The sequence below is a fragment of the Massilibacteroides vaginae genome (assembly GCF_900178525.1).
GTDB lineage: Bacteria > Bacteroidota > Bacteroidia > Bacteroidales > Tannerellaceae > Massilibacteroides > Massilibacteroides vaginae.
Window position 1 is genome coordinate 1,508,377 of the sequence record NZ_FXDJ01000009.1, and the last position, 21,068, is coordinate 1,529,444.

Sequence of the window (21,068 nt, forward strand, 5' to 3'; positions counted from 1 at the left end):
TTATTAGAACGTCATATTTACTCCGAAAATCCAGGAGCTTATACTTGGTGTGCCAAAACCACTACCATCTGTTTTTGGGTTTCCTGCATCATCCACTTTTGCTGCTTCCGGGTCAATTCCCGTGTAATTTGTGAAGACAAATGGATTCTGAGCAGTGAAATAAACACGTAGTTTTTCTGTAAGGAACTTCTTTGTGAGATTTTTGGGCAAAGTATATCCCAGTGTCATTGTTCTTACTCGTAAATAATCTGCTTTTTCGTAATAAGTCGTTGTTACATAAACCGGACGTTCTTCGTCAATGCTTGGACGTGGATAAGCATTTGTTGGATTAGTAGGTGTCCAGTAATCTATTTTCACACCTCCATTTCGAGCGGAATGTTCTACAGCGTAAATATCGTTATAAAGCATAGCACCAAAACTGGCATATAAGAAAACTGATAAGTCAAACCCTTTATAGTTAAAGGTGTTTACCATACTGGCAGTTAGTTTTGGACGTGGATTGCCTAAAATCTGTTTGTCTTCATCTGTAATCTTATAGTCTCCATTCACATCTTGTATTTTAATATCACCCGGAGAAAATTCTGTTCCGTTTGTTGCGAATTTTGCTATTTCAGCCAGATCTGCTTCTGTGTTTTGCCAGATGCCGATTTTCCGGTAATCGTAATTCACATTAACTGGTTGACCGATAAACCACTTACTTCCTATGTCATCAATCTTTCCGTTATACAATTCAACAATTTCTTCTTTGTTTGCAGAAAGCATAAGGTCTGTATTCCACTGGAAATTTTTTGTGTCTATGTTAACTGTATTTAAGGACAACTCCACTCCTTTATTACGTGTTTTTCCTACATTGGAGAGTACTTCAGGGAAGCCTGAGACAACGGGAAGTTGACGTTTTAATAATAAATCGTGTGTGTTTTGTAAGTAAAACTCGACTGTTCCATTAATACGTCCTCTCAATACACCGAAGTCAAGACCTATGTTCCAGGAATCTGTAGTTTCCCATGTTAATAGTTTGTTTGCCATTACGCTGGGAGCATATCCGATTGTAGGGGTTGATCCGTTATCAAACGGATACCAGCTCTGTCCCAGACTACCTCTTGTCTGATAAGGATCTACCGCTGAATTTCCTGTCTTACCAAAACCAAATCTTAGTTTTAGATTATCCAACCAATCAGCTTCTTTAACAAACGCTTCTTCATTGATGCGCCATGCTAAAGCGGCAGATGGGAAAAGTACCCATTTATGACCATCAGCCAGACGGGAAGAACCGTCATAACGAGCTGATACAGTAAGTAAATATCTACCTAAATAATTATAGTTAATACGTCCCATAAAAGATGCCATATTCCATTTTATAAGTCTGCTTTCAAGTGCTTTGGGTGTTTGACCGGAAGCCATGTTGTAGTATTTCAATTGATCAGAAGGTAAATCTTCCACCTCAATTTTATTGGTTTCTGCCATATCTTCTTGGACTGATTGCAATAATGTTACGCCTAAAGTATGCTTGTCGTTGAATGTCTTGTTATAAAATAACATATTCTCTAATGTGAACATCGTGTATTTGCCTGTTTCATTTTTTGCGAGAGATGTACCCATACCACGATTACTGGTTCGGGCTGATCTGAACTCATAATCCTGAACTGTTCGGGAATCAATACCTAGATTAGAACGGAAATTCATTCCGTCAACAGGTAATTTAATATCAAGGAAATAACTTCCCAGATAACGAGTTGTTTTAAGAGGTCGATCCACTGCGCCTGGTTCAAGATCCATTAATGTGTTGTAAACATTATAAGAGCCGGGAAGCGGGATAAGCTCACCGTTTTCGTCACGCAATGCCGCCAATGGGCTTAAACGCCAACCTCCGGCTAAACCTGCTCCACGATTTTGGACAGAACGCGAGTATTGTGTTTGCGCTCCAATTTTTACATAGTTGTTAATTTCATGATTGAGATTCAAACGAATAGAGTAACGTTCATAATCTTCGTCTTTGAAAATACCTTCGTTTTTATTATACGTAACTGATGCTAAGAAGTTCGTGCGTTCTACACCACCGCGAATGCTTAATTGGTGATCCGTCAACATACCCGTACGTGTTACATGATCCATATAATTAGTTGTAGGTATGCGGGAAGGATCATAAACGCCGTCTTCACCCCAACCCATCATAACTGCCTTCATTATTGAAGCATCACGCGTAAAACCCGGACTGATCATGTCTTGCTCCTTGGTAGGGACATTTGAATTGTAACGAATGGCACTATTGCTGGTATTGCGATAAGCTTCACGAGCATATTCAGCGTATTCTGCTCCATTCCAAAATTCTAATTGATTCAGAATCGTTTGTGCGCCCACATATCCGTTGTAATCAATTTGAGTTTTTCCTGATTTTCCTTGTTTAGTGGTGATCAAAATAACTCCATTTGCTCCACGAGCACCATAGATTGCTGTAGCTGAAGCATCTTTCAAAACTTCCATTGATTCTATATCCGCCGGGCTTATTTCGCTTATTCCTCCGGTAACAGGTACACCATCAATCACGTATAGTGGATCGTTACTTGCTGTGATGGATCGTTTGCCACGGATCATTACGCTTGGAGTTGATCCGGGAGACCAGTTTGAATTAGAAACGACAACACCCGGTATGCGTCCTTGTAAAGCTTCAGACGCAGTGGTGGATGGAGTAGACGTAATAGCATCTGCGCTTACGGAAGCCACAGAACCCGTTAAATCACGTTTTTTTACTGTACCATAGCCAATCACCACAACCTCTTCCAGTCCCTGCGTGTCTTCTCTTAATAGAATATCTACTTTGTTGGTATTTGTAACCGCGACATCCATTGGTAGATAGCCAATATAAGAAATAGCCAATAATTGTCCGGGGGCTGCTTCGATAGAGAAATTGCCGTCAAAGTCAGTAATTGTTCCATTTGTAGTTCCTTTTACAACAATATTGGCTCCGATAACGGGAATGCCCGCTTCGTCAAGAACTACACCTGTAATTGTTTTAGCTTGTAGTTGAGGTACTGTTGCTTTGGTTTCTGCCTTAACAATCGCAATGGTTTTGTTGCTTACTTTATACGAAAGCCCTTGTTTCTCGAGCACTTGTGTCAAGATTTCTCTTAAAGGACGATTTGAAGATGTTACGGTTACCTCTGGTTTTTCGCTAAGAATAATATCTCGATAGACAACCGAAAATGACGTTTGAGCTTCAATAGTATTAAAGAACTCTTTTAGGGTTACTTTTTGTAGATTTATTGATATCTTTTGCGAAATGTCTTGTGCATATGTCATAGCACAAAATAGCAGGAGTATAAGACTCCAAAATATTTGTCTCATAACTAATCTATATTAGATTTGGTAATATATTTGTTGATAAATTTTTGTGAAAAGAAAATCTCTTTTATAAATCATGGTGTTATTTCATAGGCATATTTGTTATTTTAAGTTTACTTTGGTGATTATTACATTGTTTCCTGTTAATTCATAATTAAATCCGTATTGTATTTTTAATGCTTCCATAACATAAGGTAGTTGTTCATCTTTGAACGAGCCGGAAATAAGATCATTGGCTATTTCAGGACACATTAGAGTGATTTTTACACCATACCAACGCTCTATACGATGGAACACGGTACTTAGCCTTTCCGATTCGAAAACCAAGTGGTTTTGCAACCAGGCTGTTTCCTTTATATTATCTGTGTCTTGAAAACGAATCTTTCGGTCGTTTCTGGAGTAAATAGCTTTTTGAGAAGGTCTTAGCATATAAGTTTCTGTAGGATTTTTGGAATCGAAGAGGCGAATAGAACCTTCTATTAAAGACGTTTCAATAACATCTGAGTCAGAATAAGAATAAATATTAAAAGAAGTCCCTAAAACTTCGATGTTTAAATCTCCAACTTGTACGATAAACGGGTGTTTTTCATCTCTTGTAACTTGGAAATAACCTTCCCCATTTAATTTTGTAATTCGTTTGCCTTTTTCGAAGTAATAGGATAGAGAGCTTTCTGAATTCAATTTAACAGAGCTCTTATCTGGTAAAGTCAGTTGAACTTTGCTATTTCCTGATGCAATAGCTTGGAATATATCTGGAGTATAAGGTTTGTTTGATTGAATGAAGTGCAATGAAGATACTATACAAAATGCGACTATTGCAACAGCTGTTGCCATTCGAGTCCAGAATGTCGAACTCAATTTTTTGCGATAAATGATCTGTTTGTATAACTTTTCACGAATTCGTTGTTTTCTTTCTGAATTTAGTTTTGGGTAATCATTATGATTTAGCCAATAGTCTTCCATATGTCTGAATAGCTCCTCATCAGAAAGTCTGTTAATAGAGTTTTTTAATTCTTCAAACTTTCCTGATTTTATTTCCCCTTTTAGGAATTGCGTATATAATTTTTGAAAAGAATTTTCCATAATTTATTGTTACTATATATTACACGAAAAAAGACTAAAATAGTACTATGGAAAATTGTGTGTTGCATAACATGCTTGTTAGGGGGCGAAGTGAATTCCTTTGTATTAAGGAATAAAAGAGAATACTGAAAAGTGTAGATGTTATGTTCTAAATAAACAAAGCGAAAAGATAATTGTATTTCCTAAGTTCGATGCGCAATGTTTTAAGTGCCGCTGAAAGATGGTTTTTGACTGTTTGTTCTGATAGATTCGCAAGTGAGGCTATTTCGGAATTGTTTAAACCTTCTTCTCTACTTAATTCAAAAATATTTCGTTGGGCTGGCGTTAGTTTTTGCTTTGCTATTGCTAATTTCTCAATAAGTTCATCATAATATATTTTCTCTTCCGATGTGTTGTCTAATAAGTTTTTATCTTCACAAAAACGGATGTACTCTTCAAAATCAGGACGATTGATCTGTTGTCGAAAAATATCCGTAACATGGTTTTTTGCGATAGTGAACAGCATAGCCTTAAACGAACCTTCTACGGAAAGCGACGCACGCATACTCCAGACTTTCAGGAACGTTTCTCCTACGATATCCTCTGCTTGAACACGAGACTTAGTGTGTAGTAGTACAAAGCCATATAAGGAATCTGCATATAAGTTATATAACGCATCAAAGGCCTCGTATGAACCTTCTTTGAGCTTTTTTACCAGATCGCTATGTATGAATAAGTTTGGCATTAATAACCTTTTAAACTTTGACAAATATAACGAAAATAATTAATACCAATTCGAATACGAAAAGCGTTCGTTCTTTATACTAAAGCATTGTGTTTCTATTTTGGTGTTAATGAAATCATTTAAATAGCCCTTTTAATCCTATATCTTTTTTAAGAAAACCTTTGTTTTGCTTTTTCTATATATGTGGAAAAAGCTTTCTATAGATATAGAAAAACTTTACTACATATATGGAAAAACATTACCACATATATGGAAAAAGAAAAATATCCTTTGTTGAAATTATTATGTACTTTGTTGGGAGACTTTAATTACTACCTGAATTTTAAAATAAACGTATTCTGTTTTTGAGTCCGAACTCTCTTCGTCTGAGGTTTAAATGTAAACTGAACTTAAACTGACATGAAATAAAAACAATCTGACATAATTGCTGTTATTAAGTTAGTAATATATGTCTATAATGACACTTAAATTTATTTACAGGGTACTTGGTATAGCACGGTACTGTTAAACGCCGTTAAGTTAATTGTGCTTGTCGTTAAAAGAGATGAAAAAGAGGTCATAAATAAACTATTAGCACATTTTTTGAGTTTAATTTGCTGCAGTTTAAATGTTAAATTTAAGTGTTTAATTAAAAATAACAGATATGAAGAAGACATGGAAAAATGTATTTGGTTTTGTGCTGATCGCGGCGGTAAGTTCTGCGGTGGCAGTTGGAACAAATACGTATTTGATGAACAAAAAACAACATGCTGAACAGGCTTTAGCCGAGGGAGTGTTTTCTCAGCCTGTGCGTATGACTAATTTTGCCTCTGTTGCGGCCGAAAATATTGATTTTACTACCGCGGCAGAAGCGACTGTGCATGGTGTGGTTCACATTAAATCAACATCAACAGTTCAGGCAAGCGGAGGTCAATATATGGATCCGTTTGAGTTTTTCTTTGGAAATCGTGGTTTTTCGCGGCCAAATCCTCAACCGCGTGAAGGGGCAGGATCCGGTGTGATTATTTCTACCGATGGTTATATCATGACCAATAACCATGTGATTGATGGTGCGGATGAGCTGGAAGTAACGCTAAACGACAATCGGAAATATCCGGCTAAAGTAATTGGTGCGGATCCGCAAACAGATATCGCGCTTATTAAAATTGAAGAAAAGGGTTTGCCTACCATTCCTTTTGGGGATTCCGAGAAAATTAAAGTAGGAGAGTGGGTGTTGGCTGTTGGTAATCCTTTCAATCTGACTTCTACGGTTACCGCCGGTATTGTTAGCGCGAAAAGTCGCTCGATATCGTTTGATCGTACATCCATAAATCAGATTCAATCTTTTATACAAACAGATGCGGCCGTTAATCCGGGTAATAGTGGTGGTGCGTTGGTGAATACGAAAGGAGAATTGATTGGTATTAATACGGCCATTTATTCGCAAACAGGAAATTTTGCCGGTTATTCTTTCGCGGTGCCCATTAGTATAGCAGGAAAGGTGGCTGCAGACTTGAAACAGTATGGTGCTGTGCAGCGCGCTGTTTTAGGTGTGATGATTCAGGATATTCAAAATATTCCGGAAGAGGCGAAGAAAGATGTGAAAGTGCTGGAAGGAGCTTACATCGCTTCTTTTGCAGAACGCAGTACCGCTAAAGAAGCAGGTATGGCGGAAGGAGATGTTATTGTAGCCGTAAATGATGTTAAAATTAAATCATCGAATGCGTTGCAGGAACAGATCAGTAAATATCGTCCGGGAGATAAGGTTAAGCTGAAAATAAACCGCAAGGGAACCGAAAAAATATTGACTGTAGAACTTAGAAACGCACAAGGAAGCACTGAGGTGAAGAAAGGTGGCGATACGGCCGAAATACTGGGCGCAGCATTCAAGGCGCTTACTGATACACAGAAAAAACAGTTGAATGTAAGCTATGGCGTAGAAGTTACCGGAGTAACAAATGGAAAATTGCGTGATGCCGGTATCAAAAAAGGGTTTATTATAATGATCATAAATAATCAGAAAATGTCATCAGCGGATGATATTGAAAAAGTGGTAGATAAAATAGTAAAAGGAAACACCGAAGATCAAGGGCTGTTTATAAAAGGCTTCTATCCAAACGGACGTACCAGATACTATGCAATCGACCTGTCTGAGTAAATAGTGAAAGTGTTTTCTGAGCAAAAAGATTGTTAAAGGTGCTTAATTGGCTGGATGTGGGATGCTTCCGGCCAATTGTTGCAATAAAAAGTGTTATCTTTGCATCCCGTATTTCTCAATAAAATCGTTGGATGAGACAATTAAAAATTACGAAGTCCATTACCAATCGCGAAAGCGCTTCGCTTGATAAGTATCTCCAAGAAATTGGACGTGAGGATCTTATCACAGTTGAAGAGGAAGTAGAATTGGCACAGGCAATTAAAAGAGGAGACCGTAGAGCATTAGAAAAATTGACTCGGGCTAATCTTCGTTTTGTTGTTTCAGTAGCAAAACAATATCAGAATCAAGGACTAAGTTTACCCGACTTAATTAACGAAGGTAATCTTGGTTTGATTAAGGCTGCTGAAAAGTTTGATGAAACAAGAGGGTTTAAGTTTATTTCTTATGCCGTATGGTGGATTCGCCAATCCATTCTGCAGGCCTTGGCAGAACAGTCAAGAATCGTCCGTCTTCCGTTGAATCAGGTAGGTTCGCTGAATAAAATCAGCAAAGCCTTCTCGAAATTCGAACAGGAAAACGAACGCAGACCGTCGCCGGAGGAATTAGCAGAAGAACTGGATATTCCCGTAGATAAGATTACCGATACGCTAAAGGTGTCGGGAAGGCATATCTCTGTGGATGCTCCGTTTGTGGAAGGTGAAGACAATAGCCTCTTAGACGTGCTTGTTAATGATGATGCTCCTATTGCTGACCGATCGTTAATGAATGAATCACTGGCGAAGGAGATTGATAGGGCACTTGCTACATTGACCGAAAGAGAATGTGAGATAATCAAAATGTTCTTCGGTATAGGCTGTCAGGAAATGACATTGGAAGAGATTGGCGACAAATTTGGCCTCACAAGAGAGCGCGTCCGCCAGATCAAGGAAAAGGCAATCAGAAGATTAAGACAAGGAACACGTAGCAAGCTCCTCAAATCGTATTTAGGTTAACTTGGAGTAAAAACTCTGAGAAGACAAAAAGGTAATCCTGCCCGGATTGCCTTTTTTTTATTTAACTAAGCGTATCCCGTTGCTTTCGATGATGATGCGTTTTTGTTTGTATAAAGTGCCAATTGCCTGTTTAAAACTTTTTTTGCTGCAACGAAATAAGGAGTAAATCAATTCCGGTTCACTTTTGTCGTGTACGTTTAAGAAACCTCCCTGGGCTTCAAGACTATCTAAAATTATACTTGCTACACCCCCTACTTTTTCAAAACCTAATTTAGTGAGGCTGACATCAATCTTTTCATCCTCCCGTATCTCCTTAATATAAGCTTTAAGTTCCTCCCCTTTCTCAAGTCTCTGGAACACCTCGTTCCGATAAATTAACCCCCAGTGGCTGTTGTTGATAATTACCTTATAACCGATTTCCGTTTCGTCGGCAATCAGAATATTTACCTCTTCGTTGATTTTGTATGGTGGTGGAGTGTTGTTCAAAAATTTTTCGATCCGCGCAGAACCCATTATGCGCTGAGTAACATGGTCCAATCGTATATAAACCAGGTACCAACGGCCCTCCTTCATCTCTGTTTTTTGCTCTTTAAACGGCACCAGAATATCTTTCATAATGCCCCAATCGAGAAACGCGCCCATTTGATTGGCCGACCTGACCTCCATAAATTTAAATTCACCCACAGTAGCATACGGACGAGCAGTTGTAGCAATCAACCTCCCCTCATTGTCGTGGTAGATGAAAACCTCAATCTCATCCCCGGGCTTAACATTCTTAGGTACATACCGAGCCGGAAGCAGAATCTCCAGTTCATCACCACCATCAAGATAAAGACCAAAATCAAGATCTTTAACAACCCTGAGCGTATTATATTTTCCGATTTGAATCATGTCCGTTTATTTATCTACACAAATGTACGCCATAAATTAAGAAAAATGAGAAATGGAACATTAATTTAAGATAGAATGCAGCAATATACCGTAAATTGCATCGTTATTATAGTGATTAAAATAGCAGACCGGGAAAATAGGCTTTTCACTTACCGGGAAATATCATAACTTTGTAATTAATTTTGAAAAACAGATATGAGATCTAAAATTGTTTCTTTTATACTTTTCTTATTTGCAATGAGCGCATGTTCAGTACCCAAAGACGTAGCCTATTTTCAGGGAGTGGATGATCTGACTGAGCAGCAGTTGGAGCAAATGACCCAATCCTATGCCTCGACAATTGTTAATGATGATCTGTTAACCATTACAGTTACTGCTTGGGATCCTACCGTAACGACACCGTTTAATCCGCCTGTTTATTCTTTCGCAGCCCAGGGAGAAGTTAATGTAGGGACTGCTTCCCAATTACATACTTATTTGGTCGATAAGGATGGGTATATTAATTTTCCTGTTCTGGGAAAACTGCATGTTGCAGGATTGCAAAAGCAAGAGTTAAGTAAGATGATGGAAGAAAAAATATCAAAATATATAAAAGAGCCAATTGTAAATATACAAATCGTTAATTATAAAGTCACACTAATGGGTGAAATCTCTCGTCCGGGGGCACTTACCGTTAGAAACGACAGGTTGTCGATATTGGATGCTATAGGTCAATCCGGAGATTTGACAATCAATGCAAACCGTAAGAATATAATGGTAATACGTGATAATAATGGAAAGAAGGAATACGGGAGAGTAGACCTTACCAATCCGGCCTTATTTGCGTCTCCTTATTTTTATTTGCGACAGAATGATGTAGTTTATGTAGAACCGAATGATGCGAAGAAGAAAAATGCTAATTATAGTCAGGCAGAGCAATACAAACTAACTATTTTCTCAACTATACTTAGTACCGTATCAGTCATATCTTCAATAATAATTGCTGTAACGAGATAAAGACAGAACAACGAAAGAGCGTATAAATATAGAATTAAAGAGCATTTGTATTTTTTTGATAATGGTTGCTTCTGAAAAACAGCTGTAATGCAACTTAATAAATAAACACGAACAATGATTTTAGAAAATAATATGAATCAGCAAAACGTAGATAAAGAGGTTATTAACTTAAAGCGAATAATTATCAACTACCTTCATCATTGGAAATTGTTTCTTGTCTCATTTCTTATCTCATCGGTTTTTGCTATACTTTATTTGGTCTTATACCCAACTACTTTTGAAATTATTGCCAGTGTTCAGTTGCAAGAAGATCAAAGTGTTGGTCCGGCTTCTATAGGTATGGGAGAGGCGTCAGGATTAATGAAGTCTTTCGGACTTGGTAGTATTGGAAGTGGCGCAATAAACATGGATGATGAACTGGCGAAGTTTCTATCTGTCGATATGATGGAGAAAATGATTTTGGAACTTGGCGTTAATGTAAAGTTCCTAAAACCATGGGCGTATAAACATTATATGTATAGTGATGTTCCAATAACATTGGTTCCTGATTCTGCAACAAATAAAACACTAAGAACCTATGTTGATTTTGATATTGATATTAAAAAAGACGGAAGTGTTGTTGTGAAAACAGAGGCAGATAAAGTGCGGAATAGATTTGATTTTTCAGCTCTACCTGCTACAGTAGATTTAGCCCAAGGACGGTTTACAATAGGGTATAAAACGGATGCTGTATTCCCCTATTCTGTAGCAGTGCAAGTTCAACCTGCGATTTGGATGGCTGAAGGGCTAATTGAAGATTTTTTGATTGAAGAATATTCGAAAACATCAAAAGTGATTGAAATTACCTATAGGGATCACGAGAAAATCCGTGGAGAAAATATGATAAACACCTTGATATCTGTATATAATGACCAAGAAAGGGATTTTAAAATAGAATCAGGTAATACATCGTTAGTGTTTCTGGATGGAAGGATAGTCTCAATAATGGATGAGTTAAGTCTGCTTGAAATAAAAATTGAACAATATAAAACAAAAAATAAAATGACGAATATTGAGGCTGATATTCTGTTTTATGTTGAACAAATGAAAGAACTTCAGATTAAGATAATTGAAGCTGAAACGCAATACCGTTTAATCGAATTGATGGCCAATTATATTAATGATCCGATGAATGCGAATAAACTTATTCCCGCGTTAGTTTCTACATCAGAAAAAGGAGAAAGTAATCCGATAACGATATATAATGAAGCATTACTGGAGAGAGAACGTCTTATGCAAACCTCAGAAGAAGAGAATCCATTGCTTAATTCTATAAATACGAGGATAAGCCAACTCAGACAAAGTGTGTTTCTATCAATTGAAAACACCCGGAAAGGGGTGAAAATGCTCATTGATGACCTAAAGTATAAAGAAAATGCCATTCTATCTAAAATGGGAGATGTGCCACTTCTTGAACGTGAATATCTGGACTACAGACGGCAACAGGAAATCTTACAAGGAATGTATTTAATTCTTTTGCAAAAAAGGGAAGAAGTGCAATTCTCTGTAGGAGATGTACAAGATAAGGCACGTGTAATAAATGCTGCTTATGTGAAAGAAAATCCGGTAGCCCCAAGGAAACTTTTTGCAGTTTTAGGGATATTCTTTTTTACTATAATTGTGCCTATCGGCTTTTTATTTGCGAAGGAACAAATAGTTGATTTTGTCAAAGAATATAAAGGAGAAACAAATAAATAGTTGTTATCTTTATTGCTTAAGTTTTAATTAAGTAGTGTGTATGAAAAAACTTTTATTTCTTACTTCTTTATTGTTTTTCATCGGTTGTAACAAAGAAGCTAATTTAGAGGAATATGAAATTTCTCACCTTAAAATTATAGCTCATAGAGGAGGTGCTGCGGCAAAATTTCCTGAAAACAGTTTGTCAGCAATTGAGAAATCTGTATCCTTAAAAGTAGATGGGATAGAGATTGATGTAAGATTAACGAAGGATAAACAAATCGTTTTATGCCATGATGAAACAATTGATAGGACTACTACCGGTACAGGTAAAATCCAGAATTTGACACTGGAAGAGTTAAGACAGTTTAAATTGATCGGAGCCAATAATGAAGAAACTGATCAATTAATCCCTACGCTGGATGATGTTGTAAAACTTATAGATGGGAAAACTGACTTATTCGTAGAACTAAAAGATAATTCAGAGAATCTCTCTTCTGCTTTAATGGCTTATATCAAAGAGAATGATTTATATGAACGGGTAAAAGTCTTATCATTTGGCAAGAACGTTTTGTTAAAGATGAATAATATGGAAGCGAAAATCCAAACGGGAAATATCTTGTATAGTGAAACTGGAAGAATAGAATTAAGAGCTGCTGATATATCTTTTTTAAAATACTTATTTGTAGATTATAGAACGTTAGACAAAAGAAACACAACAGAGCTTAGTCGTAGTTCAAAACTAGTTTATCTCTATTCTTTGAATAATATTTATGATGTTGCTAAAGGTAATTATTTGTGGATTGATGGTATTGTTACTGATGATCCGGAATACTGGCTTGATTTAAAAAAGAGAAAATAAATGGGAGGATTGTTCAACTTTGTCAAATCTACGGGGCTTTACTTTTTGGGAAATGTATTGTCAAAGTTAATCTTGTTTTTTCTTCTTCCTGTATATACACATTTTCTTAGCCCTGAAGATCTCGGTTATTATGATGTAGCCAATACCTTCCTTAATTTGATTATAACGTTTTTATTTGTAGATATTTATGTCGGGGTAATGCGTTTTATTTTTGATGAGAAAGGGCATTCCCTATTTCGTCCAATAACAAATGGTTTTGTCATTTTTTTTGGTTCTTTATTCCTTTATACAGTTGTTGCTTTACTCTTATACTTTTTCTCAGACATAAAATATTTAGTTTATATTTATTTCTATGGAGTTTGTCTCGTTCTAAACAATATGTTTAGTTATATAGCCCGTGCTTTAAAATTTAATACACTTTTTGCTATAACGGGCGTGTTAGGTACTATTGTCACTTGTCTTATTAGTATTTTGGGGCTTGTAGTATTGAGGCAGGGTGTAGAATTTCTTTATATTGCGGCAATTACTGGTCTGTCCGTACAAATATTTGTATTGGAGAGTAAAGTGAAAGTCTTGTCGCGTTTGTCCATTTCTTATATAGATAAATCGTTATTGAAAAACTTGTCCAGATACTCTTTACCTTTATCATTAAATTCTCTTTCTTACTGGTTACTGACAGGGTATACAAGTGTCGCAATCGCTCATTTAATAGGATTGGAAGCAAATGGTTTTTTCCTGATTGCTGTAAAGTTCGGAATTATTATAACCTTGTTTGCTTCTTGTTTTAATTTTGCCTGGCAGGAACTCATTTTTGAGAAAGGGAATGATGAAAAGAATGAATTAAGCTCTTTTTATAGTAAGGCAATGAATATTCTTATTTCAATGTTGTTGTTAGGGTGTGTACTTATTGTTTGTGTGACGAAGATTGTGTTCCCAATCATGGTGGCTGATACTTATGCGGAATCATTCTTTATAATACCAATTTATATTGTTGTTGCGATTTTGAGCGTTTTGAGCGGTTTCTTAGGACAAATCTATGCAGCATTGAAAACAACTACAGTTTTGACGTACTCAACAGCTGTTGCTTGTCTTTTAAATGTTATATTAGTTCCTTGCTTTATTAAGATTTGGGGATTGCAGGGCGCTGTTTCCGCAATGTTAATAAGTTATGCCGTAAATGTAATATTACGACTTTTATTTCTTCGGAATCAAGTTAAAATAGCTTTGGATTATTCTCTTGTCTCTTTGGGCATTATACTAATCGGAGCTTCTTTCTGCGTGTATTATATGATGGGAGTGTTAGCTAACTTATTCTTTGCAATGCTTGTAACTTTATACTTTAGTGTACGTTACCGGCTGAGCGTTATAAGCTTTTCAAAACTCGTATGGGAAAAAGTCAAGAAAAGATGAATGATATTAATAATTTTAATGCGACTGGTACTACATTGCGAAAGCATCAACTTAAAATGTTGGATATGCTTATCTATGTTGATGATTTATGTAGGAAAAACGATATAACATATTATTTATCCGGAGGAACATTGCTTGGTGCTGTAAGACATAAAGGATTTATTCCGTGGGATGATGATTTAGATATTATCTTGACGAAAAAAGATTTAAATAAACTCCATAAACTATTGATAAAGAATGATTCAAATATATATGTACTTCATTCTAATGAAACAGATAAGAATTATGTGGCTCCATATAGTAAGCTGAGAATGAAAAATACACGTGTGGAAGAATCGAATGGTGCTGATTATAATTATAAATATCGGGGCATATATATTGATCTTTTTTACATAGAGCCGGCAACTAAATTTTTTCATAAAATCGCCAATGTATTACAAACTCGCTTGATCAAGTTGTTGCAGAAAAAAAATAATTCTTCAAAAGTATTAGGATGTATATGTTCAATATATTCAACGTTTTTGAATAAACTTCTTTTTCCTTTTTTTAGTTTGCTATCTTTATGTATAAGTTCTCGTAAAATAAGTTATCCTTTAGGTTCATTTTTCAATACTCAATTTGATAAAGTATGGCTATCTCCTCCTATTGAAATAGAGTTTGAGGGTAAATTCTTTTTTGCTCCTCAGAATTATGATGAAATGCTAAAGGCTCAATATGGAGATTATATGAAGTTACCTCCTTTGGATACAATTGTATATCATATTACTCATGTAGAATTTAATGAATAATCGTATGAAAAAAATAATGTTGGTATTTGGCACACGCCCTGAAGCCATAAAAATGGCTCCGTTAGTAAAAGAACTTCAATCACGCAATGATAAATTTGAAGTACTTGTTTGCGTAACAGGACAACATCGGGAAATGTTGGATCAAGTTCTTTCCTTATTTGGTATTAAAGCTGATTATGACTTAAATATAATGAAGCCGGGGCAGGATTTGTATGATATTACTTCTAATGTTTTATTGAAATTAAGAGACGTAATAAAAGAAAGTCATCCAGACATTGTTTTAGTACATGGTGATACAACAACTTCTGTTTCTGCTGCTCTTGCGGCTTTTTATCAACAAGTTCCTGTTGGGCATATAGAAGCCGGTCTTAGAACATATAATAAATATAGCCCTTGGCCAGAGGAGGTTAATCGCCAAATGACTAGTCGTATAGCATCGTTGCATTTTTGTCCTACTACAACATGTTATGATCATTTATTGACAGAAGGGGTAGATAAGTCGTCTTTACATATTACAGGAAATACTGTTATAGACGCACTGCATTTAGTTTTAAATATGATTGAAGAGAGACCTTCTTTGCGGAAAGAAATAGAGTGTCTTTTGACAGAAAAAGGACTCCCTGGTAAATTGTTTCAAGAATGGAATGGAGCAAGACGCCTGGTTTTGGTAACAGGCCATAGAAGGGAGAATTTTGGCGATGGTTTCCTAAATATTTGTAGGGCATTGAAAGAATTGTCAGAACGTTATCCTTCTGTTGATTTTGTGTATCCAATGCATCTTAATCCCAATGTGAGGAAGCCGATAAATGAAATTTTTGGCGAAGATGAGCTGAGAGCCCACCAAAATGTATTTTTTCTAGAACCGTTAGAGTATCTTCCTTTTGTTCATTTAATGCGCTTATCTACGCTTGTGTTAACCGATAGTGGCGGTATTCAGGAGGAAGCTCCGGGCCTCGGAAAGCCAGTACTTGTGATGAGGGATACAACTGAAAGACCTGAAGCTGTTGCTGCAGGAACGGTTCTGTTAGTTGGAACTAATCGTGAGAATATTGTGGCAAATACTTCGAAGTTATTGGATGATGTAACATTTTTTCAAAAAATGTCTAAGGCTGAAAATCCGTACGGTAGTGGTAACAGTAGTGAATTAATAGCTAATATTTTAGAAGCAAATTGACATGAAAAAACGGATTTTGGTACTTCACAATGGCTATCCAATGTTGTCTGATAGTGGAGATAAAACCCGGACGATAAGTATGTTGCGTTCCTTATGTAAGGATACGGATGAACTATTCTTTCTGGCCTTTTATAAACGAGGAGGGAGGTTTGTAAATAGAGAAAGAAGTAAACTTCCTGGTAATGTAACATCTTTCTTTTTCTATACACTGCCGGATCGTTTCCCATTTTTCCGTTTTTCTCTTCTCTTAAGGAGTATTATTACATGGTGGGTTGTTCGTTGTAACCATATTGATATTATTCAGGCTGAAACTTCCTTATCTGCAAAATCTACGATGTTTGTACGTGGTAAAGTTAAATTGATCACGGACTTTCATGCAGATCCGGTACCTGAGCTCTCCCTAAATAATGCATCTGTTTCTGCTATAAATAATGCGGAAAATGACATTACTTATGCTTTGAAAAATTCTGATAGCATAATTGCAGTTTCGGAAACGTTATATAAGAATCTATCGAAGAAACAAGATAACAACTTACCTGTGTCTATTCTCCCTTGCTGTTTTAATGCTGAGTTATTTGAGTCAGTTGAACAGAAAAAGATAGAACAGCTGAAAGAGGAGTACGGTTTGAGTAATCGGATTGTACTTTGTTATCTTGGAGGACTTCACAAATGGCAATGTGTCGAAGAAACTATTTTATTGTTTCTGAAATTGAGGAAATTAAACCCTGATTACTTTCTTTGTCTTTATACAAATGATGATATTTCGATTTATGCAGACTTATTAAAAGAAGCAGAAGGACATTATCTCTGTAAAAGTTTGAAACATACGGATGTGCCTCTCTACTTATCTATAGTGGATGTGGGCTTTGTACTGCGAAGTGATAGTTTGGTTAATATAAATGCATCGCCTACTAAAACCTCGGAATATATGGCAGCAGGTGCTATGGTTGTTACTACACGTTATGCAGGAGATGCGCCTGAAATTATCAATGCATGTGGTTATGGTGTAGTTCTTGATGAGGTTGAAATAGAAAAAGAAGACATTCTTAATGTGTTAAACTCAAGTATTCATTTATTTGTTGAGAATAAACCTCAAAGCTCCCAACAGGTAAGGCAATATGCCTTTGAACATCGCGTATGGCAATCAAATGAGCAAAAGCTAAAGGTTTTATATAATACTATTTGACTCTTATTTACGCAGGGTTTGTTTATAAACCTCTTCAACTTGTTGAGCGATATCTGCCCATGAGTAGAAATCTATTGCATAATCTTGCTCTTCGAACGCTTTGCTCAATGAACAATCTAGTTTTTCAACTAAAGAATTAACATCCCCTACAGGGAAATAATTCTTTGAAGGTAGGCCTATCTGCATATTGGCAGAAATATCACTAGCTAAAATAGGACGTTTGTAATTAATAGCTTCGACTAAAACCAAAGGGAATCCTTCATTGAAAGATGGAAGAACAAATAATGCGGCTGATGAATAAAGTTGTCGTAAGTTTTCCCCTTCTACAAATCCCACAAATAGGACTTTGTTTATTTCTGCTTTAGAGAATAGCTGCTTTGAATATTCAGAAGAATGATCAATACCCCCGGCAATAACTAACGTGTAATTAGAGGATGAAGAGCTTTTAGTAAAAGCGTCAATAAGATAATCAAAGCCTTTCTCTTGTGTTATTCGACCTACAGCTAAGATAAATTTGTGTTTTTCCAGGTTTAGGGAGTCTAAATATTCGGTGTTGCTTGTTATGGATTGTTTATCTACTCCATTGGGAATGAGACTGGCTTTTCTCTGTGTTTTTTCAGGAAAAGTAGCTAACAAACTTTTGTTAATGAAAATTAGACTATTTGCGGTTGATGTTGCGAATAACTCCCCGCATTTTAAGATAAAGCGTCCAAATCGATTCCATTTTTTGTGTTCATAATTCGGACTATGGTAGGTAACAACTGTTTTAAGTCCGAAAATGCGCAATAGAGGCGTAAATATTCCCGGTCCGATATTATGAATATGCACTATGTCAGGGCGAGAAAATAAACACCAAATAGCACAAAGGAAAGAATGTAAAAAAGCCTCTACTCCTTTTATTTTTGTAGAAGGCAAATCAATAAAAGATATGTTTTTGTAATGTTTGTTTACCGGAGAAGAAAGATAACTTTTTCTTCTGAAAACTGTGATTTGTTTGTCTTTAGACATATTGGTGTATAGATTTTCACAGTGTTTCTCAACCCCTCCCTGTATGTTAGGGAAACCTCTTGTACCAAACACATATACCCTCATATTTTAGTTTCGTTTAGCAATTACCTCTTCATAGATGCGGATAAGTTTGTTGTAATGGCTTGTTTCTGAAAAGTTCTCATCGGCAAATTTAATTGCTGATTTAGACATTTCCTGATAAACACCATTTGGAACGTCGTTTGCTTTTTGTATAGCATTTTTAAGACTTTCAACAGACTTAGTCTTGAATAAAAACCCTGTTTCATTATCAACTATTAACTCAGGAATTCCACCGAGATTACTGCCAATAACGGGCTTGCCTAAAGTATATGCTTCAATAATCGACATGGGATTGTTCTCGTAACACTCAGATGATACAATGACAAATGACGCTTTTGCAATACAATTCTCCAATTCTTTTCCGGACATAAAACCAAGAAAATCCACATTTGGAATGTTTTCTTGTGTCAACTCATCCCAAAGCGGCCCTGTACCGGCAATTTTTAAATTTATATGTGGCAAACCTTTAATCGACTGAATTAATGTTCTGAGTCCTTTCTCTTCGGAAATGCGACCGAAGAACAGCATATATTCTCCTTTTTTTATGTTTGTATCCTCTACTGTAGGCGTGAAGTTATATAAATATACAGATTTGTCTTTAAACATAGAGTTAACCTGAATATGTTTGTTTCTTGAAAAACTACTGACGAAAATAAACTTATTTATGTACGCTATAGGAGGAATAAATAAAGCTCTGAAATAACTATCAAGAGATAACATAGTGCTGTTAAAGAAGCTTTGTTTAGAGCATTTATTTGTAATACAGTGATAGAATTTCCCGGTACTACACTTTTCGCAAAAATTACCTTTCCCGTCGGTAAATGTATATGCAGGGCAGACAAGTCTGTAGTCATGTACGCTCATAACAACCGGGATATTGTGTTTTCTTAATACAGGGAGTATAGATACTGATAGACTGTTGAATAATAGGTGTATATGCGCAATGTCCGGCTTCTCTTTAATGATAAGCTTTTCTATCTTTCGTGCAGCTTGCTTGTTGTAAATGAATCGAAAAACATTCTTGATCTTTGTGAAGAGGTTAGACTCTGATAGTTCCGGATAATCTACAAAATAAGAGCTGTAAGGCGATTCCTGATTTTTTTTATTCTGCAGACAAAAGGGAATGACCGTGTGTCCTTTTAATTCTAACAAGGATATTGTGTTAAAGAAGACGGTTTCAGCTCCTCCTTTTTTATAAAAATATTTATTGATTTGTAATATCTTCATGTTTGGGTAACTGTTTTTTTTCGTTTAAAGTAGAAGTTAGTATCCTTTTCATATCGCCCAATAATAATCCTAAAAACATCAGTATAAAGAAGCCTCTATGAGTTGTGAAGGTTGAATCTGCAACTCCTTCAATGATAAAGAATACAATAATCAAAATGACAAATGTTGGATAAAAATTGTTTTTAGTTACTTTATAGAAGTTGAACGCTTTTTTTGCAATGTAAAGCCAAAACAAAACATAAAGTAACACCCCTACAATCCCGAATTGTGCAAGTGAAGGATAATAAGTATCGGCTACATAATTGTAGAAATCTTGACTGATACCCCAAACTTTCTCAATCCCATACTTGATATAAATATCAGAATAATATTGACCTGACGCAAATGTACCAAAACTTGCAAAACCACTACCAAAAGGAGCATAATCAACAAGGATATCCGGTGCAGTACGATATAGAACAAATCGAGCTAAATTGTCTCGGTCCACTTCTCCTGTGAAAGTTTGAAAGAAATAGAACGATATTTTTTCCCAAGCAACTAAAATAACTACAGCAACAACCGCAAGTAAAATAGAAATACTTTTTAGGTTTAACTTGAAGTTGTCCAGTTTTACAGAGAGAAATAAGACAAGTATAGACGCGAATGCGTAAAAACCAAAGAATTTAGATCGTCCGGATATGAGTCCTAAGGCAAGGATTAGTAAAAATGTAATTTTTGTTTTGGTGGTATAAGGTGAAGTATACAGATAGCATAAAGAACACATAATTACAGCAGCGGCATAATAGGTAGCATGTCCCATAACAACAACAAGCGTGTTAGGTACGAAAATTTCAACAATTGCCAGGAGAAAGAGAAAGAAACTAAAGATCAATGCCGTTAATCTTAGTCTGATTTTTTGATCATTAGAGAATAAAGGAGCCAACGAATAAGTGCAAAATAAAGCGAGATAAGGTTTTATCTGGATTATTAGATCTGTAATTATGGCCTTTGTTATATTACTCCCTATAAAAATTGAATAACAAAAATAAAATCCAAAAACGAGTAATGTGAAAAGGAAAGCCTTGTTTATAGTCCATTCAGGCGTTTTAAACAGTTGGTAGCCAAATAAAAGAAACAACACAGATGCACATATTTCATCGGTATAGTCAAATCCTATTAAATCGTACAATAGAATCCCAAAGATTAATGTAATTACAAAAAGTGAGAAAAAGGATTTGTTAATAAATTCTTGCATAGAAACATGTATGTATTTATTCCTAAAATAATAAACGTAAACCATATCCGGTTTAGTATTTTTTTAAGAATACGAATCTTATTTTAAAACTGCTCTGTTCTGATTTACAAAAATATAAAATAAAACATGAATAGATTCGTTTCCTCATAGGAAAATAGATGAATGGAAGTGATTCTACGCTGCATCTTATGAAGAATTGTGGAGCTAATAATCTATATTT

General features: G+C 35.8%; 16 protein-coding genes. 9 read left to right on the plus strand and 7 right to left on the minus strand.

What is annotated here, in order from left to right:
* Positions 1–3: 3 nt before the first annotated feature.
* The 3 genes from B9Y81_RS14755 to B9Y81_RS14765 form a co-directional block, all read right to left on the minus strand.
* Positions 4–3,342 (minus strand): TonB-dependent receptor, encoded by a 3,339-nt coding sequence (locus B9Y81_RS14755; RefSeq protein ID WP_085537658.1) that lies wholly within the window; start codon positions 3,340–3,342, stop codon positions 4–6.
* A 99-nt stretch (positions 3,343–3,441) separates the two neighbouring features.
* Entirely contained in the window at positions 3,442–4,422 is a 981-nt protein-coding gene (locus B9Y81_RS14760; protein WP_085537659.1) for a FecR family protein, read from the minus strand.
* Between the two features lie 148 nt (positions 4,423–4,570).
* Positions 4,571–5,146 (minus strand): RNA polymerase sigma factor, encoded by a 576-nt coding sequence (locus B9Y81_RS14765; RefSeq protein ID WP_085537660.1) that lies wholly within the window; start codon positions 5,144–5,146, stop codon positions 4,571–4,573.
* Between the two features lie 643 nt (positions 5,147–5,789).
* Between B9Y81_RS14765 and B9Y81_RS14770 the strand changes: the two genes are divergently transcribed.
* Both B9Y81_RS14770 and B9Y81_RS14775 read left to right on the plus strand, forming a co-directional pair.
* Positions 5,790–7,283 (plus strand): Do family serine endopeptidase, encoded by a 1,494-nt coding sequence (locus B9Y81_RS14770; protein WP_085537661.1) that lies wholly within the window; start codon positions 5,790–5,792, stop codon positions 7,281–7,283.
* Positions 7,284–7,414: 131 nt separating this feature from the next.
* Positions 7,415–8,275, plus strand: coding sequence for a sigma-70 family RNA polymerase sigma factor (locus B9Y81_RS14775; RefSeq protein ID WP_085537662.1), 861 nt, complete (start codon positions 7,415–7,417; stop codon positions 8,273–8,275).
* A 57-nt stretch (positions 8,276–8,332) separates the two neighbouring features.
* Here the strand turns inward: B9Y81_RS14775 and B9Y81_RS14780 are convergent, their stop codons facing one another.
* Positions 8,333–9,166: a CvfB family protein gene (locus B9Y81_RS14780; RefSeq protein WP_085537663.1), complete on the minus strand. Its 834-nt coding sequence runs from the start codon at positions 9,164–9,166 to the stop codon at positions 8,333–8,335.
* Positions 9,167–9,361: 195 nt separating this feature from the next.
* On the opposite strand from B9Y81_RS14780, the gene B9Y81_RS14785 reads away from it, so the two are divergent.
* The 7 genes from B9Y81_RS14785 to B9Y81_RS14815 all read left to right on the plus strand — a co-directional run bounded on the left by B9Y81_RS14785 (position 9,362) and on the right by B9Y81_RS14815 (position 17,298).
* A complete protein-coding gene (locus tag B9Y81_RS14785) occupies positions 9,362–10,162 on the plus strand; it encodes a polysaccharide biosynthesis/export family protein (protein ID WP_085537664.1) in 801 nt (266 codons plus the stop codon).
* Between the two features lie 114 nt (positions 10,163–10,276).
* Positions 10,277–11,899, plus strand: a complete 1,623-nt coding sequence (locus tag B9Y81_RS14790) for a GumC family protein (protein ID WP_245832459.1) — start codon at positions 10,277–10,279, stop codon at positions 11,897–11,899.
* A 40-nt stretch (positions 11,900–11,939) separates the two neighbouring features.
* A complete protein-coding gene (locus tag B9Y81_RS14795; protein WP_085537665.1) occupies positions 11,940–12,740 on the plus strand; it encodes a glycerophosphodiester phosphodiesterase in 801 nt (266 codons plus the stop codon).
* Complete coding sequence (locus tag B9Y81_RS14800) at positions 12,741–14,150, plus strand: MATE family efflux transporter (protein ID WP_085537666.1); 1,410 nt, start codon at positions 12,741–12,743, stop codon at positions 14,148–14,150.
* Entirely contained in the window at positions 14,147–14,938 is a 792-nt protein-coding gene (locus tag B9Y81_RS14805; protein WP_176221503.1) for a LicD family protein, read from the plus strand. The genes B9Y81_RS14800 and B9Y81_RS14805 overlap by 4 nt, the downstream gene beginning before the upstream one ends.
* Positions 14,939–14,942: 4 nt before the next feature.
* Positions 14,943–16,112 (plus strand): non-hydrolyzing UDP-N-acetylglucosamine 2-epimerase, encoded by a 1,170-nt coding sequence (gene wecB / locus B9Y81_RS14810; RefSeq protein WP_085537807.1) that lies wholly within the window; start codon positions 14,943–14,945, stop codon positions 16,110–16,112.
* Position 16,113: 1 nt separating this feature from the next.
* Entirely contained in the window at positions 16,114–17,298 is a 1,185-nt protein-coding gene (locus tag B9Y81_RS14815) for a glycosyltransferase (RefSeq protein ID WP_085537668.1), read from the plus strand.
* A 3-nt stretch (positions 17,299–17,301) separates the two neighbouring features.
* Here the strand turns inward: B9Y81_RS14815 and B9Y81_RS14820 are convergent, their stop codons facing one another.
* From B9Y81_RS14820 to B9Y81_RS14830, 3 genes are read right to left on the minus strand one after another with little or no spacing between them, the layout of a single operon-like run.
* Positions 17,302–18,390 carry a glycosyltransferase family 4 protein gene (locus tag B9Y81_RS14820; RefSeq protein WP_085537669.1) on the minus strand — a complete coding sequence of 363 codons (1,089 nt, stop codon included), beginning with the start codon at positions 18,388–18,390 and terminating at the stop codon, positions 17,302–17,304.
* A 3-nt stretch (positions 18,391–18,393) separates the two neighbouring features.
* Positions 18,394–19,614, minus strand: coding sequence for a glycosyltransferase family 4 protein (locus B9Y81_RS14825; RefSeq protein WP_085537670.1), 1,221 nt, complete (start codon positions 19,612–19,614; stop codon positions 18,394–18,396).
* Entirely contained in the window at positions 19,592–20,848 is a 1,257-nt protein-coding gene (locus B9Y81_RS14830) for a hypothetical protein (RefSeq protein WP_085537671.1), read from the minus strand. The genes B9Y81_RS14825 and B9Y81_RS14830 overlap by 23 nt, the downstream gene beginning before the upstream one ends.
* Positions 20,849–21,068 lie beyond the last annotated feature (220 nt).